Annotated in this window: 22 protein-coding genes and 1 riboswitch; of the genes, 9 read left to right on the forward strand and 13 right to left on the reverse strand. The window is 30.0% G+C overall.

The annotated features are described in order from the left end of the window. Nucleotides 1–151: 151 nt before the first annotated feature. A complete protein-coding gene (locus GFV01_RS00275; RefSeq protein WP_160563966.1) occupies nt 152–1105 on the forward strand; it encodes a glycosyltransferase family 2 protein in 954 nt (317 codons plus the stop codon). Nucleotides 1106–1108: 3 nt separating this feature from the next. Next, nucleotides 1109–2140: a glycosyltransferase family 2 protein gene (locus tag GFV01_RS00280; protein WP_160563968.1), complete on the forward strand. Its 1032-nt coding sequence runs from the start codon at nt 1109–1111 to the stop codon at nt 2138–2140. Nucleotides 2141–2223: 83 nt separating this feature from the next. Here GFV01_RS00280 and GFV01_RS00285 read toward each other — a convergent pair whose 3' ends face one another. Together GFV01_RS00285 and GFV01_RS00290 are read right to left on the reverse strand one after the other, a co-directional pair. Continuing rightward, nucleotides 2224–2460, reverse strand: coding sequence for a hypothetical protein (locus tag GFV01_RS00285; protein WP_160563970.1), 237 nt, complete (start codon nt 2458–2460; stop codon nt 2224–2226). A 19-nt stretch (nt 2461–2479) separates the two neighbouring features. Beyond that, nucleotides 2480–2812: a MerR family transcriptional regulator gene (locus GFV01_RS00290; RefSeq protein ID WP_160564774.1), complete on the reverse strand. Its 333-nt coding sequence runs from the start codon at nt 2810–2812 to the stop codon at nt 2480–2482. A gap of 119 nt (nt 2813–2931) precedes the next feature. Beyond that, nucleotides 2932–3131: riboswitch (cobalamin riboswitch) on the forward strand. A gap of 112 nt (nt 3132–3243) precedes the next feature. Here GFV01_RS00290 and GFV01_RS00295 point away from each other — a divergent pair. The 3 genes from GFV01_RS00295 (at nt 3244) to GFV01_RS00305 (ending at nt 8122) form a co-directional block, all read left to right on the forward strand. Beyond that, a complete protein-coding gene (locus GFV01_RS00295) occupies nt 3244–5280 on the forward strand; it encodes a TonB-dependent receptor (protein ID WP_221411105.1) in 2037 nt (678 codons plus the stop codon). Further along, on the forward strand, nt 5277–6407 hold the full coding sequence (locus GFV01_RS00300; RefSeq protein WP_160563972.1) for a YncE family protein: 1131 nt from the start codon (nt 5277–5279) through the stop codon (nt 6405–6407). The genes GFV01_RS00295 and GFV01_RS00300 overlap by 4 nt, the downstream gene beginning before the upstream one ends. Before the next feature lie 320 nt (nt 6408–6727). After that, nucleotides 6728–8122, forward strand: a complete 1395-nt coding sequence (locus tag GFV01_RS00305; RefSeq protein WP_160563974.1) for an NADH-quinone oxidoreductase subunit N — start codon at nt 6728–6730, stop codon at nt 8120–8122. Nucleotides 8123–8377: 255 nt separating this feature from the next. Here GFV01_RS00305 and GFV01_RS00310 read toward each other — a convergent pair whose 3' ends face one another. Then, complete coding sequence (locus GFV01_RS00310; protein ID WP_160563976.1) at nt 8378–9466, reverse strand: agmatine/peptidylarginine deiminase; 1089 nt, start codon at nt 9464–9466, stop codon at nt 8378–8380. A gap of 99 nt (nt 9467–9565) precedes the next feature. Between GFV01_RS00310 and GFV01_RS00315 the strand changes: the two genes are divergently transcribed. After that, a complete protein-coding gene (locus GFV01_RS00315; protein ID WP_303848781.1) occupies nt 9566–10024 on the forward strand; it encodes a GtrA family protein in 459 nt (152 codons plus the stop codon). 162 nt (nt 10025–10186) lie between these two features. Here GFV01_RS00315 and GFV01_RS00320 read toward each other — a convergent pair whose 3' ends face one another. The 9 genes from GFV01_RS00320 to GFV01_RS00360 all read right to left on the reverse strand — a co-directional run bounded on the left by GFV01_RS00320 (nt 10187) and on the right by GFV01_RS00360 (nt 20965). After that, the gene (locus GFV01_RS00320; RefSeq protein WP_160563978.1) at nt 10187–11107 is read right to left on the reverse strand and encodes an LD-carboxypeptidase; all 921 of its coding nucleotides are present in this window, start codon (nt 11105–11107) and stop codon (nt 10187–10189) included. A 100-nt stretch (nt 11108–11207) separates the two neighbouring features. Continuing rightward, nucleotides 11208–11654 carry a heme-binding domain-containing protein gene (locus GFV01_RS00325; RefSeq protein ID WP_160563980.1) on the reverse strand — a complete coding sequence of 149 codons (447 nt, stop codon included), beginning with the start codon at nt 11652–11654 and terminating at the stop codon, nt 11208–11210. 43 nt (nt 11655–11697) lie between these two features. After that, nucleotides 11698–13305 carry an Ig-like domain-containing protein gene (locus GFV01_RS00330; RefSeq protein WP_160563982.1) on the reverse strand — a complete coding sequence of 536 codons (1608 nt, stop codon included), beginning with the start codon at nt 13303–13305 and terminating at the stop codon, nt 11698–11700. 287 nt (nt 13306–13592) lie between these two features. Continuing rightward, a complete protein-coding gene (locus GFV01_RS00335; protein ID WP_160563984.1) occupies nt 13593–14699 on the reverse strand; it encodes a DUF3810 family protein in 1107 nt (368 codons plus the stop codon). Nucleotides 14700–14701: 2 nt separating this feature from the next. Then, complete coding sequence (locus tag GFV01_RS00340; RefSeq protein ID WP_160564779.1) at nt 14702–15931, reverse strand: FtsX-like permease family protein; 1230 nt, start codon at nt 15929–15931, stop codon at nt 14702–14704. Between the two features lie 270 nt (nt 15932–16201). Continuing rightward, a complete protein-coding gene (locus tag GFV01_RS00345) occupies nt 16202–16906 on the reverse strand; it encodes a VIT family protein (RefSeq protein WP_160563986.1) in 705 nt (234 codons plus the stop codon). A 40-nt stretch (nt 16907–16946) separates the two neighbouring features. Then, nucleotides 16947–17600: a DUF2461 domain-containing protein gene (locus tag GFV01_RS00350; RefSeq protein WP_160563988.1), complete on the reverse strand. Its 654-nt coding sequence runs from the start codon at nt 17598–17600 to the stop codon at nt 16947–16949. A gap of 156 nt (nt 17601–17756) precedes the next feature. Then, nucleotides 17757–19289: a glutamine-hydrolyzing GMP synthase gene (gene guaA, locus GFV01_RS00355; RefSeq protein ID WP_160563990.1), complete on the reverse strand. Its 1533-nt coding sequence runs from the start codon at nt 19287–19289 to the stop codon at nt 17757–17759. A 497-nt stretch (nt 19290–19786) separates the two neighbouring features. Further along, nucleotides 19787–20965, reverse strand: coding sequence for a sigma-54 dependent transcriptional regulator (locus GFV01_RS00360; protein ID WP_105297927.1), 1179 nt, complete (start codon nt 20963–20965; stop codon nt 19787–19789). 157 nt (nt 20966–21122) lie between these two features. On the opposite strand from GFV01_RS00360, the gene ribA reads away from it, so the two are divergent. From ribA to GFV01_RS00375, 3 genes are all read left to right on the forward strand, one after another. Continuing rightward, the gene (gene ribA, locus GFV01_RS00365; protein ID WP_160563992.1) at nt 21123–21713 is read left to right on the forward strand and encodes a GTP cyclohydrolase II; all 591 of its coding nucleotides are present in this window, start codon (nt 21123–21125) and stop codon (nt 21711–21713) included. A gap of 266 nt (nt 21714–21979) precedes the next feature. Further along, nucleotides 21980–23227 (forward strand): peptidase T, encoded by a 1248-nt coding sequence (gene pepT / locus GFV01_RS00370; protein WP_160563995.1) that lies wholly within the window; start codon nt 21980–21982, stop codon nt 23225–23227. Between the two features lie 19 nt (nt 23228–23246). Next, on the forward strand, nt 23247–24803 hold the full coding sequence (locus tag GFV01_RS00375) for a S8 family serine peptidase (protein WP_160563997.1): 1557 nt from the start codon (nt 23247–23249) through the stop codon (nt 24801–24803). Nucleotides 24804–24861: 58 nt separating this feature from the next. Here the strand turns inward: GFV01_RS00375 and GFV01_RS00380 are convergent, their stop codons facing one another. Further along, a complete protein-coding gene (locus GFV01_RS00380; protein WP_160563999.1) occupies nt 24862–26793 on the reverse strand; it encodes a site-specific recombinase in 1932 nt (643 codons plus the stop codon). Nucleotides 26794–26849 lie beyond the last annotated feature (56 nt).

The following is a 26849-nucleotide window of genomic DNA, read 5'->3' on the forward strand; positions in this document are numbered from 1 at the left end:
TTATTTACATTTTTAATAATCAATATTCATTTATTGTTCTGTTATCCTATAGTTGACGTAAGAATGAATTTCCAAAACCTTTTTATTAAAAAAAAGCCGCTATACACGGTTTAATTAAAAATATTTTACTTTTGTATTTATATATAATTTTATGACTCCCCTCGTATCAGTTATTATGGCTGCTTACAATGCAGAAAAACATATATCTGCATCAATTGAATCATTGATCAATCAAACGTATACAAATTTTGAATTGCTGGTTATTAATGATGGCTCATCCGATAGAACTCAATCAATTGTAGAAGAATTTTGTAAAAGAGATTCCCGAATCAAACTTATTAATAACGATAAAAACCTATTTGTTATAAAATCCCGTAATATCGGAATTGAAAATGCTAAAGGTAAATATTTGGCCATATTAGATGCTGATGATCTTGCATTACCCAATCGATTAGAAAAACAAGTTGAATTTCTGGAGAATAATCCGGATGTATTTTTAATAGGCAGCAGTGCTCATATAATTGATGAAAACAATACTATTTGTAATGATTTTATAGCTTTAACCGATTATCATGAATTAAAAAGAAACATTCTCAAAAACAATTTATTCTATCATTCTTCTATAATGTTTAGAAATGAAAAAGTTTTTTATCGAGAAAAAATGATTTATACGGAAGACTATGATCTCATTTTACGGTTATTTTCAGAAGGTAAAAAAATTGTAAATATACCTGATACTTTAATTTCATACAGACAAACCAATCATTCACTGTCAAAAACTAAAAACAGGCTGGTACAATGGTTGTTTATCAATAAAGCCCGTGAATTTTATCGAGAAAGTCTAGATAATGGTAAAGACAGTTATGATAGGTTTAATCCACAATCATTTATTAATATAGAAGATATAGATTTTCCAATTAATAAAAATGATTTGTTATATGCCATGAAAATTTGTTTTTACAGAAAAGATGCAGATCAATTAAAATTTTTAGTAAAAAAATATCGTAACAATTATTCTATTTCAATTAAATATTTACTTTATTTCCTTTTTTCTAAAAATAAATATATTTTTACTTTTTTATATAAATTTTATTCAAAATTATAAACCATGGATATATTAATTAAGTCTTTCAATCGTCCTTTTTACCTTGATAGATGTTTAACTAGCATTCAGAAATATGTTATAGGAGATTATACTATCAAAGTTTTAGATGATGGAACACCTGAAAAGTATCTAAACAAAATAAAAAATAAATATCCATTTATTAAAATTATAAAATCTGAAAATTATAAAGAAAAAGAAGAAGCAATTAAAGAAAATTTAAGCTCAGGAAAAGATATAAATGGTTTTAAAATTCCTACTCAACTTTGGATAAACTCAGTTAAAGAATCAACTCCTTATTTTATAATTACTGAAGAGGATGTTTGGTTTACTAAAAAAATAAATGTAAATGAATTAAATGAAATAATGAATAAAGAAAATATTTCTTTACTCAGACTTGGATGGTTGGGAAATCATAATTTTATAGAATATCATAAATTTGAACAATTTAAAATTAACTCCTACATATCTTCAATTTGTCCAAAACTTATAACGGCACCCTATTTTATTATGAAATCTTTTTTTTATAATAAATATAAATTTTACAGTATATTATATAGATTAAAATTAGCAAATAATAGTACTAGAGCAAAATATTGGATACTTAATTCAATTCTTATGGGAATGTATAAAAAAGAGTATTGGCTTAAAATATGGTATGATATAGATGGTGTTAATGAAAAAAAACAATTGTTAAATGCAGCAATGTATTTTAGAAAAAATAAACATAATAAAAATCTAATCGCTCAAATGAATGAGGAGGTTATGAAAACAACTTTCACTTCATCGGCAACTAATTCTTATCATAAATATGGATTTAATTTCGATGTAAATAAATATAACTATCTAATCAATGAAAAATGGTATAATGATGAATTTGATCCCATGCAAAACTTTCCTAAGGATTTTTCAGAAGATTACATCCTATCATTTTTGAAAAATGATAATAATCAAAAAATAAAACCGGAAGAATGGAAAAAATGGGCAGAAAAATTTAAACATCAATATCGAATTCAAGGTTGTGAAATTGATGATTAAAACAAAATAGATAAATTATAAAAAAATAAGCAGTGATTTAACTGCTTACTTTTTTTAATATCATAAATAAATCTAAGAAGTCATTACTCCTCCTCATCATTTTCGTATTTTTCGATTTCTGCATCGCAAAAATCAAATGCTTGTTGAATCAATGAATTTACTTCATTAGCTACCTCTTCTTCTTCTCCTTCCAAATCGTCGAACCATTCAACCTCTTCTTCTTCTACATTTAATATAAATCTAGGAAACTCTGTATGCACAACAAATAAATCTTCAGGAAAATCCGAATTGTCTGCCATTAAAAACTTAGGTAATTTCATATTGTCTTTATTTAAATTTTTATTCGTCTAATAATTCTTTTAACTTAATTAATTCTGCCTTCACCAACTCTAAACGAGTAATGATTTCAACTTTTTTGGATAAATTTTTTTGTGATTGTAAAACAACTTTTGCTCCTTCTAAGGTATATCCTTTTTCTTTTACTAAATGAAAAATTATTTTAAAATTTTCAATATCTTTTGGGGTAAAAAAACGGTCTCCTTTTTTATTCTTTTTGGGTGAAATACTATCAAATTCTTTTTCCCAAAACCTTATAAGTGAAGTATTAACATTAAAAGCCTGTGCTACTTCACCTATGGAATAATATAATTTTTCAGGAAGTTGTACGTTCATCATTCAAATCTAATGATTTTTTAATTCAACTTACTATAGTTCGTTTAAAAAATTGATCTTTTTTTAGAATTAATTGATACTACCCAAATAATCAATACGGATGCCCTAAAAATATTTATTTATATTTGCCTAAATTTGGTGATTGCTATTTACCGGTAAATAGGCAATCTTAAAAGGGAATTCGGTGAAAATCCGAAACAGGCCCGCTGCTGTAATCTTCTAGTACGTTTTAAGAGATATACCACTGAGGAGTTTCTTTCTTGGGAAGGTTCTTAAAATGAAGTAAGTCAGAATACCTGCCAAATTTAACTATAGTTTTACAAGCTTTCGTGGAACAAGGCTGAAACATTAAAAGCATTTCATATTCACTTTTCCTGTTTACTTTTCCGGAAACTAGTTTACTATATCTGTAATTTAAGATATTCGACTCCATGATGATGAACATCAATCATAAATATAGTGTATTTGCTTTTTTATTAAGCCTGATGAGTCCATTATCTTATTCCCAAGAAAAAAAAGACAGCATTACTGTAACAGAATTACAGGAAATACTGGCAACGGGAAAAAGAAATGATAAAGGAATAATTCCTTTCCAAGAATTGAAAGGAAAAGAATTAGAAAATCGAAACAGCTCTTCGGTAGCTGATGCCGTACGATTATTTTCAGGAATTCAACTTAAAGATTATGGAGGTGTAGGAGGAATGAAAACAGTTAACATTCGAGGAATGGGAAGCGAACACGTAGGTGTATTTTATGATGGAATAGCCATAGGAAATGCTCAAAACGGAATGGTTGATTTAGGAAAATTTTCCATGGATAATTTAGAATCAATATCAGTATACAACGGACAAAAAAGTCAAATATTCCAACCCGCTAAAGATTTCGGCTCTGCCGGAAGTATCTATTTAACCACCAAACGCCCTGTTTTTACGGGTGAAAAAAAAACTAATATAGGCGCTACTTATCGTTCCGGATCATTTCATTTAATTAACACATCCCTCCTATGGGAACAAAAATTATCCTCATTAATTTCATCTTCTCTTACTATGGAATATATTAATTCAGATGGAAAATATAAATTTCAACAAAAGAAAGGTAATTGGGATACTATCGCTGTAAGACAAAATGGTAACATAAGTGCTTTTCGAACAGAAGGAAATTTATTTGGCATCCTACCTCATGGTAAATGGAATCTGAAAGGATATTATTATGATTCAAGCAGAGGAATACCCGGTGCCGTTTTAAAAAATTCGTATAAAAGGTATCAGTTTGCTCAACAATGGGATCGTAATTTATTTTTGCAGGGATCTTTTGAAAAAATAATCAGCACAAAATACAGAATAGCATTAAACGCTAAATATGCTCATGATTTTACCCATTATAAAAATTTAGAAGTTTTTAATGACTCAATTTGGGGAAATAAATTTTCCAACCGTATTAACAATACTTATAAGCAAGATGAACTATATATTTCATCCTCACAACTGGTTACTTTATTTTCTTTTTGGGATATTTCTTTATCTGCAGATTACCAACATAACGGAATGAATGCCGATTTAAAAAATTTTGCTTCTCCTTCGAGAAATACAGAAATGATCGCTTTAGCTACAGCTTTTCATTGGGATAAACTTAAAATTCAAACAAGTGTTTTAGGTACATTTGTGCAAGATAAAACGAAACACATGAACAGCATGGGTACAGCTTCAGACAAAAATGAATTTACCCCCGCTGTTTTCTTAAATTACCAACCTTTACATTCTAAAGATATTAGCATTCATGGTTTTTACAAGAGAATTTTTAGAATGCCAACATTTAATGATTTATACTATACGGATTTTGGAAATTCAAATTTAAAACCGGAATATACTAATCAGTTCGATGCAGGTATTCGTATAAATAAAAACTTTACTTCCGGTAGTTTTACTCATTTTGATTTTACTATTGATGCCTATTATAATACGGTCAAAGATAAAATCATAGCTTATCCTAAAGGACAACAATTTCGTTGGACCATGTTAAATTTTGGTAAAGCACGTATAAAAGGGTTAGACTTATCTTCTAAGACTTCAATAGTAATAAAAAACGTTTTAGTTTCAACCTTTATAACCTATACGTATGAAGATGCACAAAATTTATCTTCTCCTATTTTAAATTATAAAAATCAACTTCCTTATATACCTTGGCACAGTGGGACACTTACTCTAGAGGCTGCTTACAGAGATTGGAATCTAAATTACAGCTTTATGTATACGGGAGAACGGTACAATTCTCCTTCTAATACTTCTGAAAATCATGTAAAAGCTTGGTATACTCATGATATACAACTTTCAAGAGAATTAATTTTTACTCATATCAAATGCAAAGCATCTTTACAAATCAATAATATTTTTAATAAATATTACGACATTGTAGCCAATTATCCCATGCCGGGTAGAAACTATACGATCATCATTAAATTAAACATATGAAAAAACTAGAAACTATGGTAGCAAGGAAATTTTTAGTACCAATTTTAATAATTATTACAGGGTTTATTGTTTCTTGTAGTAATGACGATTCATGGTATGAAGATGATTCAAACATTATATCCCAACCGGATGCCAAAAAAGGGTTATATATTTTGAATGAAGGTAATTATCAACAAAACAACTCTTCTCTATCCTATTTTGATTATGATACAGCTGATTTTTTTAATAACTATTTTACTAAAATCAACCCTGATCAAGGTGGATTGGGCGATACCGGTAATGATTTAAAAATTTATAAGGATAAAATGTATGCCTTAATCAACGGTTCCAATTATGTTGAAATTATGGATGCTAAAACAGCCAAGCATATAGGAAAAATAACAATTCCAAATTGCAGATACATTACATTTAACGGCGACTATGCGTATGTGTCTTCATATGCCGGTTCTACTCCCAACGGACAAGGATATGTTGCCAAAGTTGATATTGCTAACGGCACCATTGTAAATGAAGTTACTGTCGGACGCAATCCGGAAGAAATGACTATTGTAAATAATAAGCTTTATGTTGCTAATTCAGGAGGTTATTATTCTCCGGATTATGACACAACGGTTTCTGTAATTGACATGAACAGTTTTACAAAAATTAACGATATTGAAGTCGGTAAGAACTTACATAGAATACGTAAAGATAAGAATAATCATATATGGGTTACTTCTAGAGGCGATTATGCTAATTTAAAGCCTTTCGTTGCTGTTATTGATCCATCGACTGATCAAGTCATTAATAAACTGGATTTAGCGGTTTCAGACTTCACTTTTTATAAAGAAAAACTTTATTTTTATGGATCGGAATATTCTTCGGGAAAAACTATAAATAATTATGGTATTATAAATATAGATACGCAAAAAGTGATAAGTTCCGAATTAATCAAAGAGGGTTCAAAGTCTGAAATTATGTCTCCATATGGGATAATTGCCGATCCTGAAAATGGCAGCTTTTATATTGGAGATGCTATGGATTTTGTTTCCAATGGAAAAATATATCATTTCTCAAAAAATGGCGACTTACAATGGTGGAAATCAACCGGCGTATCTCCCGGACATTTTGCCTTAGTAAGTAAATAAATTTTTTAAACTACTATAGCTTTAAAAAAGTAAAAAGATTGATGAAAAACAATCTTTTTACTTTTTGGTACTATATCTTAATATCCTACCTATTATACTGATTAAAAATTGGTAAATAAATAATACTATTACTAAGTGTTAAGATAAAATATATAAATTGGCAAGGCATCTGAAATATAAAACAACTTATTATATTTCATAAATTTATCAAATATATAGGCGTTATTATAATACGATACTATTTTCATTTTTTAATTTCACAGTTTAATCAAAAATTGTAACTTTGGCAGCAAAACTTTACAAAAAATACTAAAAATATAATGAGCATCATCATCATTATTTTCGCAGCAGCCATTCTGAGTTTATATTCAGGTGTTTTCGGGCAAGGAAAATACTCTCAACCATTTGCAATTTTAGGATTACTTATCGCTTTGATCGTCTCTTTTTACGGAGATAGTCCTTTTTTCACACGATATGCCTCCATGTTTGCTTTTGATCAAACAGCCAAAATATTTACTCAAATATCTATTTTGACCACTTTGCTAATCGTATTCTTAGGAAAATATGCATTTCGTCTCATAGATCATCATCAGGCAGAGGTATATAGCTTAATGCTTTTTGCACTTTGTGGCGGTATAGTCCTTTTCTCCTACCAAAATTTAATTACTTTATTTCTAGGTATAGAAATTTTATCTATTCCTTTATATGTATTAGCAGGAAGCAATAAGAATGACTTACGTTCCAATGAAGCTTCCATTAAATATTTCCTATTAGGAGCATTTGCAACCGGATTTTTACTTTTCGGAATTGCATTAATATACGGTATAACCGGATCTTTTGATTTACAAACTATTCGTTTATACAGCATACAAGCGACTTACTACCCTACTATGTACATAACCGGTATAATTCTATTGTTAGTCGGGTTACTTTTTAAAATATCCATAGTTCCTTTTCATTTTTGGGCTCCGGACGTATACGAAGGCTCTCCTTCCCTAATCACGGCTTTTATGGCTTCCGTGGTAAAAATATCAGGTTTTGTTGCTTTATATAAATTGGTTGAAACAGCTTTTATCGGTCAACTAAACCAATGGCAATATATAATTTTCTATGCAGCAATTTTAACATTACTATCTGCCAATATTGTAGGTGTATTGCAAAAAAATGCTAAAAGAATGTTGGCATATTCCAGTATTTCGCATGCCGGTTATTTATTGCTAATTTATTTTAATACAGATGCTAATTCTATCTATACATTAGCATTCTATTTATTAGCTTATTCACTTTCAACTATAGGTGCTTTTATCAGCCTTATTTACATCGAAAGAATTTCAAATGGTATTACCGATATAAATGCTTTCAACGGGCTGGCCAAGAAACAACCCATCTTAGCTTTGGTAACTACAATCTCTCTATTATCTATGGCAGGTATTCCGTTAACTTCCGGATTCATTGCTAAATTTACGTTGTTTTCACAAGCATTATATACTCAACCGATATTAGTCATTATAGCTATTATAGGATCTGCAATCAGTATTGGATACTATCTTAAGCTAATCATTGCCATGTATTTTAAACCGGGTTATAAAGAATTAAATGAAGCTAAAAAAGCTCCAATTATTTACAATGTTATTGCTGTTATATTGGTAGTTTTAATAATCCTTTTGGGAGTTTATCCTGAACCTGTTTTTTCTTGTTTAGCTTTTGCTAATTAATAAACAAACAGTTTTTAATGTTGAGCATTATAAGATTAGTTCAACAATTTCATTTAAAAAAGATACGCATAATTATATCATACAAATAATTAAAGTCGCAACATAATTGCGACTTTTTTATTTACTTTAATTTGCTAAAAACTAGTATTTTTTTATCTCTTCATTTGTAAAATACAAAGTGTTCTTTGTTTCAGACGATTTGAGTTAAAATTAAATCGTTAAAGATATCCATTCCACTTTTTTAATTGATAGCTATTAAATCGCCGGTTCCTGTTGACTCAAACAATGGAAACTACCTAATCCCCAAATGATATCAGTGGAATCTATTCCTATTACATTTCTATTCGGAAAACATTTTTTTATGATATCCAACGCTCGTTTATCATTTTCACCATTAAAAATTGGTACAATCACTGATTTATTAGCTATGTAAAAATTTGCATATGAAGCAGGTAAACGACATCCATCGTAATATACCGGTTCTGGCATAGGTAATTCTATAACTTGTAAAGGAGAACCATCGGAAAGTTTCATAGCTTTTAATTGTTTTAGATTTTGTTGTAATATGTGATAGTTTTCATCATTTTTATTATCTTCTACCACAGCAAGTACGGTATTTTCATTTATAAAACGTACGGTATCATCTATATGACCATCTGTATCATCGCCAACAATTCCCTCATCGATCCAAAGGACTTGATTTACTCCATAATAATTTTTCAGATATTCTTCGATTTGACTTTGATTTAAATGAGGATTTCTGTTTTTATTAAGTAGACATGACTTAGATGTTAGTACCGTTCCTTTACCGTTAAATTCAACGGAACCACCTTCCATCACTATGCCCGGATTAAAAACAGGTAATCTTTCTTCTTTGGCTATATGAAGAGGTATTTCATTATCCAAATCATAAGGAGGATATTTATCACCCCAGGCATTATAATTCCAATTTACAACGGCTTTTTTATGTTCTAATGAATGGGGATTAATTACAAACGCGGGACCATGGTCGCGACACCAAGCATCATTAGTCGGATGAATATAAAAATTGATCATATCCAAATTAGCATTTGTTTTTTCTATATAATTCATGGCAAAGTCTTTCATCTCAACACTAACCACATTTATATTAACTTCTTCCCCATTAGATACTTCTGCAACAAATTGCGCATACGGAGCATAGATTTTTTCAATTTTACCTGGCCATGATAATTCTTTATGCGGCCAAGATAACCAAGTAGATTTATGAGGATAAAATTCAGCCGGAAAAATGAATCCCAATTCTTTAGGAGTTTTATTTAAAAATTCTTGCGGAGTATATTTCATATAATCTTTGCTTGACATATTCAGTCTATGTTTTAAATTATTATTTATTTAATCCAAAATTACAGAAATAAAAAAAATTAATCTATTTTTGTAAAAATTTTTAATAATTTCTATTAAGTGATCACTTCCATAAATAAGCACAAAAAACAATTAGTTTTGTTTTTTCTAGCAGGAGCCTTAAGTGCCGTAATTGAAATTTTTTGTATGAAATTACTAAGCTTGCCTAATATGCTGCCTCATTTTTTTTCTTTTGAAAACAAGTCCAACGCCTACCCATTATCCAATCTTTTATCTACCGGAGCGGGTATTTTGAGCAATTATTTTTTTAGCATTCGCTATGTTTTTGAACGAGGTAAACATTCCAGAAGAAAGGAATTTGTATTATTTTTTAGCCTTTCTATAATTACTATGTTTATGAGCTGGGGAGCATTTGCGTTTTTTCATTTCTTCGTTAACAAACCGATTAATTTTTACTTTTATACTATAGGAGATATAGTATTTTGTAAAGCTGCCGCTATTTTCGCAGTATCTATAATTAATTATGTAGCAAAAAAGAAAATAGTATTTTCTAATTAATAATCTTATAATCTAAATACAGTATAATATTTACTGTATTTAGGATTTTCATGCCTTGAGGTAAGTTTTAAGCTTACAGATGGTATTCCCTTTATATAGTGAAAAAAAGATCGTAATTCGATCTCATATATATATTTATTTTCTATAAACTATATCTATTGATTAAATTGTATTTCTAAGAAAAACCTTATCTTGTTGTATATCTAGAATTATTTTTCCTCCCATCATTAAGGCGCGTGTATCGAAAATATGTCCTCCGGGAAAACCAAATGCCATGGGAATATTGTATTTTTGAAATCGTAAAGAAATAATTTTATAGGCTTCTTGATCAAACGGTTCATCATAGAATTTGTTTTCATCTTTTGAATCCATTTTCGTAAAAGCTCCTACCAATAATCCTTTAATTTTATTAAGTACTCCCGCTCTTTTCAATCCGATCAGCATTCGATCAATATGATAATAATTTTCATACCAATCCTCCATAAATATAATTTTATCTTCCCAATGATCTAAGGATCTACTTCCTAACAGACTGTATAAAATGGATAGGTTGCCTCCTGTCAAAATTCCTTCAACTTTTCCTGTTTTATTAAAAGAAGTGCTTTCTATTTCATATTCAAGTTTTCTATTTTCTAAAGCATCCACAAGGGTTGTATAGGTTTCATCTGACTGTCCTTGCGGTAATGATTTACAAACGGTTGCATGTAAAGTAGGAATTCCTCTTCTATTAAAATGCTGATGAAAAACCGTATTATCCGAATATCCGATTAACCATTTAGGGTTTTCTTTAAATTTATTCAATTTTAAAAAATCCACTAGTTGCACTCCTCCATAGCCGCCTCGGGCAAACCATATAGCCTTAGCACGGGGATGATCTAATGCCCATTGCAAATCTTCCAACCTTTCTTTTACTGTTCCCGAATAATTATATCCGAAATAATAATGATTGAATGTATTTTTACCTATTTCATACTTCCAGCCTTGTTTTGTAATTAAATCTATCGCCGGTTGAATGTCCTCTTTTTTAACTGCTCCTGCCGGTGCTACAATTAAAATAGTGTCTCCTTTTTTAATAGGTTTCATAAAATTATGATATAAACTCATTACTATCCTGTTCTATTGATTGATTTAATTTTCCTTTTACATTTTACATCTAACAGGTATCTACAAAATGCATGCATTTTTAATTTTTTATGCTACATTGTGTCTGAAACCAATTGAGTAAAAGGACATATTCTTCTTCCGATAAATTCGCCTCTTTGTGCATCCAAAGATAACTGTTGAGGGGCATGGTTTTATTTTCAATTACTCGGTATAGGGATGAATTAATATGTTCTTTCTGATAACGATTATATTTACCATATTCCGAAAAATTAACGTATTCTTTCCCTTGATTTACATGTTCTTTAATAAACCAAGATATAGGAGCAATGGATGAATACCATGGATACTTTACTTCATTGGAATGACAATCGTAGCAGGCTTTTTTTAAAATTTTTTGTATTTCAGGAGTTGTATGTGTTATTTGGTTATAGTCTATTTTTTTGTCAACCGATGGATTTTCTTTATCTATTTGAATTAATTGGAAAGATAAAAAAATGATAATTCCATAAAGCAATACTTTTTTCATCAGTAATCAATTACCGTTTATAGTTTAAATATGGATACTGAATTTATAAAATCCAAACTTCATTAATATCCCATAAGGGTCTGACATCGATAACATTGGGATATAAATAGGTAGGTTCTGCCGGTTTGAAATTTTCCAGATCTGCCGGATCCCAAATTCCGTTATTATTCTCATCCACCAATATACGAATCAAATATTTTCCCGGTTTCATGTTTTGAAATACAAAAGTATCTTGTGATCCATAAATATTTTCCAATACTTCGTATTTTTCATTTACCAGTTGAAAGAAAAATTTTGAATCAGGCTTATTTTGTAATCTGATACTTAAATTTCCAAATTCATTATGCTTTTTGGTTTTAATAACATATGACAACGTATCTTTATTAGTTTGATTTAAAAAATCTTTAAATGATTGATCTTTGATGGTTACCTTGTATTCCGTATCATAAGCTACAGGAAATTTAATAGCAATATTTTTAGCATTTAAAGAATCTATTTCCGCATTAAAATTTATGGGTTCATTATTTTTACTAACTTCTATTCTGTTTTTGTCAATCCGATTAATGTAATTGGATGCTTTTAACATAAAACAGGTAGTGGGTGAAACTTCTTTTTCGATGGGTGTAATTGACAACTCAGACTTTAAGGTATTATCATATAATAAATTAAGCGTATCTACTTTTTGAAGGTATTTTAAAAGTAATTTTATTCTAAATTTCTTTTCTGTTTTTTTGAATTCTGCATTATTAAAATATACATATAAACTGTCAGCAAAGGGCTGATGTTCTATTTTATAAGAAGGAAAATCATGATCAACAGGAGTTATACTTAATTTATCGGGGTGTCCTTTAAATTTAACTTTTATTATGCCTTGACCCTCTTGTTCTGCTTTTAAAAATTTGTACGATTGCTTTACAGGAGACAATACTAATGAATAAGTTTCCGGATACAAGGGATTAATATCTTTTGCAGCAAATCCTACCATTTCTTTATCCGTGTCAGGAATTAAATTTGAATTTAGATCATTAAATGCCAATAATCTATACTTTCCTTCATGCAAATGTTTTAATTTGAAATTTCCTGCAGAATCTACTCTTGAAATGTAATAGGGTTTATTTTTTAAATTTACGGAATCTTTACCTGATTTATCTTTTTCAATCTTATACAAGGATACGATCGTCGGGTTTGCCAGTTCTTTTTTTAAACTTTGCCTAACCGTACCATTAACTTGTAGACTATCAATTGTATTTCCCGTAGAAAATGTATAGGAAAAATTGTTTAATTTATTTCCTTCGTTATTATCTTGAATGCTCGATCCAAAATTGATAGTATAGGTAGTATTCGGAAGTAACGGTTCATAAAAACGAACGGTTACGTATTTCCTTGCTGTACCAACCGGAGAAATGGTTGGGGTAATTGCAGGAGGTGGTGAAATTATAACCTGCTGTGCTATGTCTCTCAAAATCACATATTCATCAAAATTTAATACAATTTCCTTAGTATTAGGATTAACATTTGTAGCTAATGTATCCGGTTTAGAGCCTAAAAATTTAGGAGGTGTAATATCTTTAGGACCTCCGCTTGGACTCCCAACTCGTGCACATGAAATTATTAGGCTGCTTACTACAAGAATTTTAATTATTTTATACATATACAAAGTTTAGTATAGTGTTTACAAATATACTTATTGTGTCCCATTGTCAAGTATTTAATTCTTAATTTATCTTCATCGATGTAAATTTTTGTTTTATACTTGTAAATACCTGATTTTATTGACTCAATAAATCAGGATAATCTGATGTATGACCGGGCACTAAAGTAAAGGGAGGAACCGGGTATGATATCAATTATAACAGGTTGACTATATGCAAAGTTAATGAGATTAGTGAAGATAAAAATTTATATAACTATAAACTATTGCTTCTCTTAATTTTTATTTTACTGAACTAAAGGGTTTTCTTTTAAAAACAAGGAGGGATATTGTTTTTTATAATAGCTGACAATCATTTGAGATACAAGATTATAAGCAATAATTCCTTCTTTTTGCGAATTTGATTTAAGGTATATATTATTCATATAAGAAAATACATCTGATCCTAACCCTGACATTCCCAGATAATATTTTTTTTCTTTTTCTCGATCCAATTTCATTCCTTCCGAATAATTTCGTAAAAGTAAATGCACAAATGCAGAATCATTTACATAGATTTCTCGTAATAGATAACTTAATGCTTTATATTTAACACTATATTGAAAATCTTTATTGGGTGAAGATTCTCCCATATAAAAGGAATAAAAGTTTGCTTCATCTTCTCTCGCCACTCCTACCTGATGTCCCATTTCATGCGCTATGGTAAAGGGGATCGATGTATCGGGAATTCCTTTAGCAACTTGAGCTTCTCCTGTAAATGGATTATAATATCCCAGTATTCCCAATTTAATTAAAATGGAATTAAAGATTGATTTTTTAACGTTTTCACTTTGCCTCGGAATACCATAAAAAGCACTTTGTTCTTGATTAATTATTTGAATCATCTTTTCACGGTTGACCGTAAATTCTCCTTTTTTATTGTTGGAAACTTCTTCCTTTAGTTTAACACATTCATTCAACAAATGACCCGCAACAATTTTATAATCAATTAGAAATAATTTTTCTTGAGAATTTTCATATTGGGAGAAATTTCTATAGTTGTATAAAAGCCCAAACGACAACATAAACCATCCGTATAAAATGTTTAAAAGAAGTAAGATCTTTATAAAACATGCTGTTATTTTTTCTTTCTTCTTTTTTATAAAAAAAACAAATGCTTGTATCAAACATGCTAAGATAAATACGGCTAAAATTATATAAAATATATCTCCTATTGAAATTGAAATATTTCCGAATACTGAATTTAAAAAAAACTTTACTTTTATTATAAAACGATAATACCAACTATCCGTCGGATTTAAACTCAATTTTATAACTTGAAATATGAAAAATTGCAACAAAAGTGAAGATAATAAACCGCTTATACTTACTTTTATTTTCTTCTTATTTAACATATTTATTGAAATTTTATAGCTTTTATAGGAGATATTTTTGTTATTAAATAAGAAGGTAAAAGTAATACTATCCCGCTAATAACTAAAGAAACCAAAGATATAATAAAAATATAAAAGAAATTTATGTAAACCGGTACTGAACTTACATAGTAATTATCAGGATTCAGTTTTATAACCTCAAAATACTTTTGAATATATAACAATGCAATAGCAATGCAATTTCCCACCAACAATCCCGGAATCATTATGAAAAGAGTATAATTTATAAAAATTTTTCTAATTTGTTTATTTGATGCTCCCAACGTTTTTAACATTCCTATTGAATTGGTTCGCTCAATAATCAGAATAAGAAGCACCATGATAATATTTATGACAACTACAACCATCATAATCGACATGATTATGAAAATATTGGTATCAAAAATACGTATCCAATCATTGATTTGTGAAAATGTTGTTGTTGCCTTTTCTGCATAATTATTAAATCCGGCACATTCTTCAATTTTAGGGAAAACCGTGTCTAAATCTTCAATATCATTTATAAAAATATCATATCCTCCTATATCATCTCCGTTCCAATGATTTAATTTTTGGATATGTTGTATATCTCCTATCAAAAAGACATCATCAATTTGTTTTATATCTGTCCTGAAAATTCCCTTCAATGTAAATCGTCTGTAAATAGGTGTTTGATTTTCTCTTACAAAAAACATGACAAAGGTTGAATCAATATCCAGCTTCATTTCTTTGGCAATTTTTTCGGACAAAATCACCTCATTACTTATCGAATTTTTAGAATAATTGGGAATTTCACCTTTAATCATGAACTCTTTAAATCGTTTGCGGTCAAAATCTTCCGAAACTCCTTTTAAAATAACTCCGGCAAAACTTATATTTGTTCTAATTACGCCGCTTCGGGTAGCATATTCTTGAATATTGGAAACCTCAGGATTATTTTTTATTTTTTCAAGCTGTACATTTTTTCTATTTAGTTTGGAACTGTTGAATGAATTGTTACTGTCGTAACTTCTAATGGTGATATGACCGTTGAAATCGGCCATTTTTTGTTTAATGGCTTTTTTAGATCCAAGCCCTATAGCCATAGTTAAAACAGACACTACGATACCTATTGCAATAGCCGTTTGACCGATACGAATGATGGTTTGCGAAAGATTATTTTTATTACTTTTTGATAAAGCTATTTTTTTGGATATAAACCAGGTAAAATTCAACTCGGAAATTTTTTTCAAATATAATTAATTGTTTACTATTTTAACCTTTTTTACCCTATTTCGTTATATAATCGAGGATTTAAATTTATGTGCATATATATTTTCTATAAATTGAATCGTTCCATATTATTTTTAGTTAGTATTTTTTGTAATCATTAATGATTCAAAGGTTTAATCGTACCTTAACTAAAATATAGATAATACACTTAATTTCAGAAACATTCTATTAGATAAAAACAATTTAACAGATTAATTCTTATAAAATTTATACTATCCGACTTGAACGCCAAAAAGATGCCCAACGAAGGCTGCTAATCCCATCGAAAGAGTACCCCAAAAAGCAATTTTGAACATACCTTTTAGCATGCTATACCCTCCGGTCTTTGCAGATATGGCTCCAAGTATAATAAGAAAGATAATTGAAAACAAATATTGCATTAAAACCATATGATTGAGAGGTGCAAAAATCGACAAAAGTAATGGTAAAATTCCACCCGATAAAAAAGAAAATAAGGACGCTAAAGCTGCTTGCAATGGACGAGCTTTAGATATTTCATTAATTCCCAGCTCATCCCTCGCGTGGGCTGCTAACGCATTATGATTCGTAAGTTGTTCAGCTACTTTAATTGATAATTCCTTATCTAATCCCCGTTTTTGATAAATTTTAGCTAGTTCTTGTAATTCAACCTCAGGTGTCGCATCTAATTCTCTCTGTTCTCTGATTAAATCCGATTTTTCAATATCCTCCTGAGAACTTACCGAAACATATTCTCCTGAAGCCATAGACATGGCTCCGGCAATTATCCCCGATACGGCAGATAAAATAATAAATTCTCTATTGGTACTAGCTGCTGCAACTCCTATTACTAAACTGGTTGTAGAAAGTATGCCGTCATTTGCTCCTAAAACTGCTGCACGCAACCAACCGATCTTATGAACATAATGTTTTTCTGAGGTATAAGATTTTTTTTCCATCATAATGAATTAATCATCAATCATTATACCTTAATTGGATTTATTCGTGCGCGAATTCTTCTAAAAATTCATAAATCGGATGCATAATTTTATATAGATTCGTAGTATATTCTATAAAGCTATTAGAAAATAATTTTTCTTGGGCGAAGGGTTTGGTTACATAAAATCGTTTTAACTTCAAATATTCAACAGCCGGGCTTTCTATATCAAATCCTGCAGGTACTCTTTTTAAAACATCGGAATCTCTGGATAAATCGCCGATTTCTTTTTTGAATTTGCTTTCAGATAGAATCGATTTAAATTCTTCAAAATTTTCTTCAATACCTTTTCGAACGTTCTTTACTTGTTTCGAAGTTAAATCATAAAATCCGCAGCTTAGAAAATTATTATTCGGTTGTATGTGTATATAAAATCCTGATCCTTTTTTTTCATTGAATACCGCTCCAAAATGAGTTTTATATGGAGTTTTGTCTTTTGAAAATCGTATATCTCTATAAATCCTGAATATACATTTTTTAGGATTTAAATATCTAGTTTGGATATCAAATTGAGAAATTGATTGAAGCAGCTCAGTCACTAATTGCTCAAAATCTTTACGTGAATTTTCATACCGGTCTTTATTTTCAGTGAACCATTCTCTATTATTATTTTTAGTTAATTCTGATAAGAAATTTATAGATTCTTTATGTAACATGCCATTTTATTTACTATATACAAATATATCAATAAACATTATATTTAATTACAAAAATAAGAACATTTATTTATCTTGTCGTTTATGCATGAAATGTTAAAATAAAAAACGTCCTGAATTAAATTAATTCAGGACGTTTTTTTATATATTATTTTATTATTCCCATTCAATAGTAGCCGGTGGTTTAGAAGAAATATCATAGGCCACGCGATTTATACCTTTAACTTCATTGATAATACGATTAGAAACTAATTCTAAAAATTCGTAAGGAAATTTTGACCAAGTAGCCGTCATAAAGTCTACAGTATTGGCTGAGCGTATCACTGCTGTATATTCATAAGTCCTTTCATCCCCCATAACTCCAACCGATTTCACGGGCAAAAGAACTACAAATGCCTGACTTACTTTATTATATAAATCGTGTTTATTTAATTCCTCTATAAATATATCATCTGCTTCCTGTAAAATTTTTACTTTTTCTTCATCAACTTCTCCTATCACACGTATTCCTAAACCGGGTCCGGGGAATGGATGACGGTATACCAATTCTTTTGGAATGCCTAATTCAATACCCACTTTTCTAACTTCATCTTTAAATAATTCTCGCAAAGGTTCTAATAATTGGAGATTAAGTTCATCGGGTAATCCACCTACATTATGATGTGACTTGATTACTGCTGAAGGTCCTTTTATAGATTTGGATTCTATTACATCGGGATATATAGTTCCTTGAGCAAGGAAATCTATATTTTCCATCTTAAAAGCTTCTTCTTCAAAAACTCGTATAAATTCATTGCCTATAATTTTTCTTTTTCTTTCCGGCTCATCTACACCTTTAAGTTTAAAGAAAAACCTTTCTTCTGCATTTACTCTTTTTATATTCATATGGAAATGCTCTCCGTACACTTTCATCACTTTGTCTCCTTCATTTTTACGCAATAAGCCCGTATCTACAAAAATACAGGTAAGCTGATTTCCTATGGCTTTATGTATTAAAACAGCTGCAACAGAAGAATCTACCCCTCCGGAAAGTCCGAGCATTACTTTTTTGCTGCCAACTATCTCTCTGATCTTTCTGACTTCTGTTTCTATAAAATCAGAAATCTCCCAGTTTTTACTGCATTGACAAATATCAAAAACAAAATTTCTTAATATATGCTCTCCATAGTCACTGTGGGAAACCTCAGGATGAAATTGAACAGCATATATTTTTTTATTTTCATGAGCAATACATGCTATAGAATTAGTGGATGTTCCAATAAGTTCAAAACCCTCGGGTAATTTAGTTACTTCATCAAAATGACTCATCCATACTGTAGAGTTTTCAGGTAAATTAGTCAGTAACGGAGTATTCTTAACAATTTTAAAATCAGACTTCCCATACTCTCCTTTTATTCCTTCCGATACTTCACCTCCTAAAATTTTAGCCGTAACCTGCATACCGTAGCAAATTCCCAAAACGGGTATATTTTGCTCGTATAATTCCTTTTCAACCAGATGAGCATCCTTTGAATTAACGGACGAAGGTCCTCCGGAAAGTATAATTCCTTTAGGCTTGTGTGATAATATTTCTTCTAATGGAGTATAATAGGGTAAAATTTCAGAGTATACACCAAATTCGCGGATTCGACGTCCAATCAATTGATTATATTGGGAACCGAAATCCAAAATGATAATTCCATTTTTCATTAAGTATCGTATAAATATATTTTTAATGCCACCGATGAACTTTATTTAAATTAAAAACCTTATGATATGTATGTGTACTTAAAATCAGTTTATACTAAACTGAAATTAATGTATATATTTTTGAATCATTGGTTTAAATATTTCAAAATGAGTTCCGGCTGAATTTTAAATTAAACAGAGTTTTATTTTTAAAATTTTGCAAATTTAAAAAATTTATAATTGATCTCTACATTCAGCATTTATGGCTTTATAACATATTTACTCCATATAATAAATATATGTTAAATTATGGTAAAATGCATTTAATTAATAGTACTATTATTTACAATTAATTAAAACCAAATAATTATTTAAAATAACATAAATAATTCAATATTCAGCCCTATTAAATATATTTATATAAATATATTTTAATTTATATTATACAATTTAAAATTAGTAAAAGAAAATAAAATTATAGATTTTATAAAATAAAAGTCTTTTTAGCTTGATTAGTATTAACAAAAATTTATAACATCTTGTTTAGTGATTGTATCTCCTCCCAAAATAATTAATCTCTCCACAACATTCCTTAATTCTCGGATATTTCCGGTCCATTCAAAAGTTTTTAATAATTCAATAGCTTCTTTATCAAACTTTTTAACTTTAGAACCCTGTTCTTCTGCAATAATTCCTGAAAAATGTTCAATTAACAGAGGGATGTCTTCAATTCTGTCTTTCAATGCAGGAACTTTTAGTTCAATAACAGACAATCTATGATATAAATCTTCTCTGAATCTGCCTTGTTTAATTTCTTCTTTTAAATTTTTGTTCGTTGCAGCAATTACACGAACATCTACAGAAATTTCATTATCACTACCGACTCTGCTAACTTTTCCCTCTTGTAAAGCTCTTAAAACTTTTGCCTGAGCTGATAAACTCATATCACCTATTTCATCCAAAAACAGGGTTCCTTTGTCAGCTAATTCAAATTTACCTTGCTTATCTTTTACTGCTCCCGTAAAAGATCCTTTCATATGACCGAAAAGTTCGCTTTCAATTAATTCAGAAGGGATAGCAGCGCAATTTACTTCGACGATAGTCATTGCGGCTCGATCACTTTTTTCATGTATGGAATGAGCTACCAATTCTTTACCTGTACCATTGGGACCGGTAATTAATACCTTGGCATCTTTTGCAGCTATTTTATCAATTATTTCTTTAATTTCGTTTAGCTTTTTAGAATTTCCGATCATTTCATACTTCTTGCTTACTTTCTTCTTTAGTATTTTATTCTGAGAAAATAACTTTTGGTTTTCAGTGATCAAATTTTTCTTATCCAATGCGTTTCTTACTGCACTTAATAACCTGCCTAAATCCGGGGGTTTAGGAATATAATCAAAAGCCCCTTTTTTAATACAATCAACTGCAATTTCAATAGTACCGTGTCCCGAAATCATAATAAAGGGCAATAAAGGTTTTTCTTTCATGACCTGACATAATAATTCCTCACCGTCCATCTTTGGCATTTTGATATCACAAATTACGAGGTCATATTCATTCTTGTCAATTAATTGCTTAGCTTCCAATCCATCTTTAGCCTCATCAATCTCAAATTTTTTATTTTCTTCAAGCAGTATGTTTTTTAAAACTCTTCGTATAGTTTCCTCATCCTCAACAATTAAAATTTTTGTCATAAATTAATTTATTTGTACATACAAAGATACTGCTTTTAGGTTAAAAATTGATTGCTATATAGTTACTCATTTAGATTTATCCTAAATAATGTTAATAAATACTCTCAATTTCACATATCAATAATTGTATTAATTTTGCTATTTGTAAATAATGAAGATGAAAAGACAAGCGGAAGCTAATTTACCCACCGAATGGGGAGAATTCGAAATAATAGCATATTCGGAAAATGAGAACGATTGGATGCCTCATCTGGCAATGATCAGTAAAAATACGGATTTAAGTAAAACCGTAAATATTCGTATACATTCTGAATGCATTACAGGGGACTTATTTCATTCGAAACGATGTGATTGTGGAAAGCAATTAGATGCGGCCATGAAATATATCCATGAAAATGGAGGGGTTCTCCTTTATTTAAGACAGGAAGGTAGGAATATCGGAATTATTAACAAACTTAAAGCATACAATCTTCAAGATAAAGGTCTCAATACTGCTGAAGCTAATATTGAATTAGGATTTCCAGCCGATGCAAGAGATTTTAAAATTGCCGTGGAAATTTTGGAGGACTTAGGTATTCAATCTGTAAATTTATTAACTAATAATCCGGAAAAGATATCGTTTATAAAAGATAGTTCGATTAAATTTATCCATAGAATCCCTCTTGAAATTAATCCGGAAAAAGAAAATTTAGAATATTTAAAAACTAAAAAGGATTTCTTCGGTCATTTTCTGAATAATATTTCTTAAAAAAATATATTTACTCCATTAAAGGAAAATTATTTTCAACGTGAGTATTTATATTATTTTTTATATTTTATACTAAATTTTAGGGAATATGGGTTTTCATTCAAATTAAAATCCAAAGATTTTAATTAAAAATATAACTAATTAAATGATTAAATTCCATTAGACCCAATAAAAAGTTTAGAGTTCATCTATATCATTTATTAAATCTTTTAATAACAAATATATTTTTTTATAAATTTGATGAAATTATCACTATCTATTAAATAATGTCAACAAATTTAACCTCACATTGGGAAGATAAACTTCTTAATCGTTTTTTAAAATATGTTAGCTTTCATTCAACCAGCGAAGCAGGTATAGAAAAAATACCCAGTACTGAAAGACAATGGAATATAGCCAATTACATTTTCAATGAATTAAAATCCATAGGATTGGAAAATGTTTCCATTGATGAAAACGGTTATGTTATGGGTTTTATTCCTTCAAACAGTTCTCAAGAAATACCAACCGTGGGATTTATATCTCATTATGATACTTCACCTGATTTTTCAGGAGAAAACGTGAAACCTAAAATTTGGAAGAATTATGATGGTAATGATTTACTTTTAAATGAAGTCACCGGTTTTACATTAAAAGTTACTGAATTTCCTGAGCTTAAAGATCACATGGGAGAAACTTTGATAACTACCGATGGAACCACCTTACTAGGAGCTGATGATAAAGCCGGAATTGCAGAAATAGTTACTGCTGCGGAATATTTATTACAGCATCCCGAAATTAAACATGGAAGAATAGCCATTGGATTTACTCCCGATGAAGAAGTTGGAAAGGGTGCCGATTTATTCGATGTAAAAAAATTTGGTGCTAAATGGGCGTATACTGTAGATGGCGGTGAAGTGGGTGAACTGGAATTTGAAAATTTTAATGCCGCAGGAGCTGTCATATCAATCACCGGTAAAAGCGTTCATCCCGGATCTGCTAAAGGAAAAATGATTAACGCGGGCTTACTGGCTGTTGAATTTGCAAATGCCATGCCTTCAGAAGAAACACCGGCAAACACCGATGGCTATGAAGGATTTTATCATTTGACAAAAATTACCGGTAACGTTGAAAAAGCTCAATTGCAATATATCATTCGAGATCATGACTTTAAAAAATATGAATCAAGAAAAGCCTTTATGAAGGATGTTAGCACGAAACTTAATTCCAAATACGGCGAAGGAACTTTTAAAATTGAAATTGAAGATCAATATTTCAATATGAAGGAAAAAATTGAAGATAAAATGTACATCATTGACATTGCAAAAACCGCAATGGAAAAGGTAGGAGTTACCCCTAACATTAAAGCAATCAGAGGAGGCACGGATGGTTCTAAACTTTCCTATATGGGATTGCCTTGTCCGAATATATTTGCCGGAGGTCTTAATTTTCACGGACCTTATGAATTTGTACCTTTAGAATCTATGGTTAAAGCAACTCAAGTAATAATAGAGATTTCTCAAAATATAAAGTAAAAATTAAAATTCACTCCGTATGAAAAAAAAATATGCTGTTCTTTTTTACCTTTTTTCTCTACTTTTTATAAATGCTCAAACAGGTAACAAAATTATTGTTAAGCTGAAAGATAGTTCTCATGGAGAATTGAATCGCGCGAATAAAGTATCCGGCATAAATAGATTATTTTCGTCGAGTAAAGCAGAGAAAATCGTACTGAGCGAAAAAGACCATAATACCATTTACACCGTAGAATTTCCGGAACATTCTGATTTAAAAAAAATTATTGAAGAATATTATAAAACCGGAGAAATTGAATACGCCGAACCAGACTATATTTACACTACTCAAGTTCAATCTGTAACTGTTCACCCAAATGATCCGTATTATAAATATCAATGGGGATTACATAATGACGGATCGATTTCAACCGCTATAAATAATTATCCTTCCAAAATAGGTGCGGATATAAATATGGAAAAAGCCTGGGAAATTGAAAAAGGTAGCGATTCTATAATTGTGGCAATAATTGATACAGGATTAAATGTAAATCATCCGGAACTTAAAAACCGATTCTGGTCTAATATAGGTAAAAATTTTATCGAGAATCAAAACCCAAACGACTTATCTTCCACCAATGACCATGCAACCAATATAGCAGGTATTATCGCAGCAAATGCTAATGATGGTATGGGGTTTGCCGGAATTGATTGGTATTGTAAGCTTATGATTCTAAAAACTTTGGATAACGACGGTTCCGGGTATACAACTGCTATTGCCAATGCAATACATTACGCCGTTGATAATGGCGCAAGAGTAATAAATTTGTCATTGGGAAGTAGAAATTATTCCCAATTAATGAGCGCGGCTATTGAAAAAGCCATAAAAAATAATGTGGTCGTAGTAGCAGCTATGGGAAATGATAATAGCATTCAAGAAAACTATCCCGCAGCCTATCCCGGTGTAATTGCGGTTGGAGCTATAAATGCTGAATCTAATCGTTCTAAACCTTTTTTTCGCACATGGAATACCGGAAGTAATTATGGAAATCATATTTCTGTTGTAGCTCCCGGAGATGTTATTTGCAGTATACATGATAATTCAATATTTAATCTAAATAATTGCTTAAGTGGCACTTCACAGGCTACTCCTCATGTAGCAGGATTGGCTTCTCTACTTTTGGCTCAAGATTCACGCAGAACTCCTGCCGATATTAAAGCTATTATTGAAAATACAGCTGACGACCAAATGGGTAATCCTCTAGAAGATACACCCGGTTGGGATAAGTATTACGGATATGGAAGAATCAATGCTTATCGTGCTCTTTCAGAAAAAATTATTGATGAAAATGATGATTTAAATAAAAAAAGCGTAAAAATATATCCCAATCCGGCTAAATATAAATTTACTTGTGATTTTCCTTCAAATACTACACAAATTACCATTTTTACTAATTTGGGACAGATTATTCAATCTAAAACTATTAACGGATTGACTAGTGATAGCTTTTATATTTCCCAACCGGGAATATATTTTATACATTTTCAATTAGATGACGGTAAAAAAATTTCCAAGAAAATAAGTATTATAAAATAAATCCTAAGAGATAATGGATTTAAAAACAACTTTCGGTAGATCACTGAAAGTTGTTTTTTTATTCTATTGGTAAGAAAAAACGAGCCGGATTTTTTATAAATAATTTTAATGCTGAATAAAGTATTTTTCCCATTTCTTTAGTCGGCACATTAACGGATTTCATAGCAACCCATAATGATAACGAAAAGCTTACCAGAAAGTTAAATAATCCTATCCCGAAAATTCCTACAAATCCTAAAATAAAGTCTCCACATGAAATATCAAAGTTAAAAAATGATAACGCCATTGCATAATTACCTCCTGAAAATGTAATATGGCGAATATCGAAAGGCACGCCTAAAAAGTTACCGATCAGAAATGCGCTCCCCAAACAAAAACCTAAAAAAACATTTCCCGAAATACCTCCTATTTTTTTATTATACCAATTGGCCCAGCTCCTTCTTCTTTTTTCTTTGACAAAACGTTTTAGTAAAGGATGATTATAAAGCCTTTCCGGTATATTGTGATAACGGGTATAATTTTCTGTGATTCCTGATATTAAACCGGATATAAACAAAAATAGTCCGGCAATGGAAGCAAACCAAAAAATTTTAAAATCAAGGTGAACCACTTCATCTCTAAAATCGGTTGCTTTATGCAAGTTCAATAGCTGAATTCCTGTAAAATACGACAAAAAGTAATATAATCCTACGCCAACAATAAAAGCTGCAAAAACATTACCTATAAAAGCGATAAACTGGCTTCTGAATATTCTTGAAAATAACAATCCGAACTCTGTATAATCATTGGCAGATTTTTCATCTTGATTTAGAGCATGAGCCAATGTTGCCGCTGTCATGGCGGGTTGTTTGGTTGCTAAGGTCCAATGAATTAAATATATAGAAGCAAATCCCCAGGAATAATTTAGACTGTACAATAAGGCTTGGATAAAAGGCGTATAAGTACGCATACCTATTTGAGCTTTTATAAAACACAAGATAGCCACCAAAAAGCCTCCTCCCATTGCAGAATAAAGCATTTGGATGTATTCTTTTGATGTATTGGTTATGTATTTTTTTCCCGCTTGTCTATTGTGCCATGTTACTAAAGAAGCAACTACATAAAGTGTACTTTGAAATGAGTTTGTAACACTACTTTTTGTTGAGTATATACCCAATAATTTTTTAGTAATGTTAGCCATTGCAAGGGATAATGATTTATTATCCAGTAGATACAGAGCATTTAAAAGTATAAGTATACGATCCAATTGTTGTCTTAAACAGGTTACTTTAATCGTAATCGGTAAAGATATACCTTTACTTTCTTTTTGATCAATGATATTATCTAAGTAAATTTTACATAATTTTATTTGATCGGATAAAGTATCTATTTTTTCTTGATTTATAATTTCATGATCTTGTAATATCTTTATAAGACTGCTGGTTAATTTTTGAAATGGGTTTTCTTCAATATTTCTTATGTAACTCATTTTAAAAACTTCAGTATCCGCAGCTCCTCCTATAACCCTATCAATTAATATGAGTGCTCCTTCTCTGATTTGTTTAATTACATATCCCCTATTACAAATAATTACATCATCGTTAAATAAAACTTCATAAAATTTTTCCCATCGGTCCAGCGGAATCAATTTCATGAAATTATGGTTTACATTAGAATAAAGAACTTCATTAGCTAATGAGAGCAGCGTTTGGTCATCAGAAATTTGAGGTAAAATTTTGTTACCTATTTGTCTGAAAAATAATGATATCAGTTTATCATTAGTAAATATTCCAAAATCCGTTAAAAATTTCTGCATGTATATATTCCTGAATAAAGGAATAAGACGCCCGATAAATTTTTCTTTTATGGAATCATTAGTATATAATAAGTTGGTAATATAGTCTATAAAATCAATAGAGTTATCAAAATTTTTTCTACCGTATTTTAGTAAACTTAGTAAAAAATTACGCTCTTCTCTATTATTTAAAATCTTAATTAATTTTTCTTCCATCTTTATCTTCCGACTAACTTTAATATCTCATTTTATATATTGTATTTTTATCTGTA

Origin of the sequence: Apibacter sp. B2912, from assembly GCF_009827835.1 — a bacterium.
Lineage (GTDB): Bacteria > Bacteroidota > Bacteroidia > Flavobacteriales > Weeksellaceae > Apibacter.

What these genes read in the sequence shown, in the direction of transcription:
- GFV01_RS00295 (WP_221411105.1), top strand. Translation starts at nt 3,244, where the DNA reads ATGATGATGAACATCAATCATAAATATAGTGTATTTGCTTTTTTATTA.
- guaA (WP_160563990.1), bottom strand. Translation starts at nt 19,289, where the DNA reads ATGAAAAATGGAATTATCATTTTGGATTTCGGTTCCCAATATAATCAA.
- GFV01_RS00305 (WP_160563974.1), top strand. Translation starts at nt 6,728, where the DNA reads ATGAGCATCATCATCATTATTTTCGCAGCAGCCATTCTGAGTTTATAT.
- GFV01_RS00360 (WP_105297927.1), bottom strand. Translation starts at nt 20,965, where the DNA reads ATGACAAAAATTTTAATTGTTGAGGATGAGGAAACTATACGAAGAGTT.
- ribA (WP_160563992.1), top strand. Translation starts at nt 21,123, where the DNA reads ATGAAAAGACAAGCGGAAGCTAATTTACCCACCGAATGGGGAGAATTC.
- GFV01_RS00375 (WP_160563997.1), top strand. Translation starts at nt 23,247, where the DNA reads ATGAAAAAAAAATATGCTGTTCTTTTTTACCTTTTTTCTCTACTTTTT.
- GFV01_RS00345 (WP_160563986.1), bottom strand. Translation starts at nt 16,906, where the DNA reads ATGGAAAAAAAATCTTATACCTCAGAAAAACATTATGTTCATAAGATC.
- GFV01_RS00320 (WP_160563978.1), bottom strand. Translation starts at nt 11,107, where the DNA reads ATGAAACCTATTAAAAAAGGAGACACTATTTTAATTGTAGCACCGGCA.
- GFV01_RS00275 (WP_160563966.1), top strand. Translation starts at nt 152, where the DNA reads ATGACTCCCCTCGTATCAGTTATTATGGCTGCTTACAATGCAGAAAAA.
- GFV01_RS00325 (WP_160563980.1), bottom strand. Translation starts at nt 11,654, where the DNA reads ATGAAAAAAGTATTGCTTTATGGAATTATCATTTTTTTATCTTTCCAA.
- GFV01_RS00330 (WP_160563982.1), bottom strand. Translation starts at nt 13,305, where the DNA reads ATGTATAAAATAATTAAAATTCTTGTAGTAAGCAGCCTAATAATTTCA.
- pepT (WP_160563995.1), top strand. Translation starts at nt 21,980, where the DNA reads ATGTCAACAAATTTAACCTCACATTGGGAAGATAAACTTCTTAATCGT.
- GFV01_RS00335 (WP_160563984.1), bottom strand. Translation starts at nt 14,699, where the DNA reads ATGTTAAATAAGAAGAAAATAAAAGTAAGTATAAGCGGTTTATTATCT.
- GFV01_RS00280 (WP_160563968.1), top strand. Translation starts at nt 1,109, where the DNA reads ATGGATATATTAATTAAGTCTTTCAATCGTCCTTTTTACCTTGATAGA.
- GFV01_RS00285 (WP_160563970.1), bottom strand. Translation starts at nt 2,460, where the DNA reads ATGAAATTACCTAAGTTTTTAATGGCAGACAATTCGGATTTTCCTGAA.
- GFV01_RS00300 (WP_160563972.1), top strand. Translation starts at nt 5,277, where the DNA reads ATGAAAAAACTAGAAACTATGGTAGCAAGGAAATTTTTAGTACCAATT.
- GFV01_RS00310 (WP_160563976.1), bottom strand. Translation starts at nt 9,466, where the DNA reads ATGTCAAGCAAAGATTATATGAAATATACTCCGCAAGAATTTTTAAAT.
- GFV01_RS00350 (WP_160563988.1), bottom strand. Translation starts at nt 17,600, where the DNA reads ATGTTACATAAAGAATCTATAAATTTCTTATCAGAATTAACTAAAAAT.
- GFV01_RS00290 (WP_160564774.1), bottom strand. Translation starts at nt 2,812, where the DNA reads ATGAACGTACAACTTCCTGAAAAATTATATTATTCCATAGGTGAAGTA.
- GFV01_RS00380 (WP_160563999.1), bottom strand. Translation starts at nt 26,793, where the DNA reads ATGGAAGAAAAATTAATTAAGATTTTAAATAATAGAGAAGAGCGTAAT.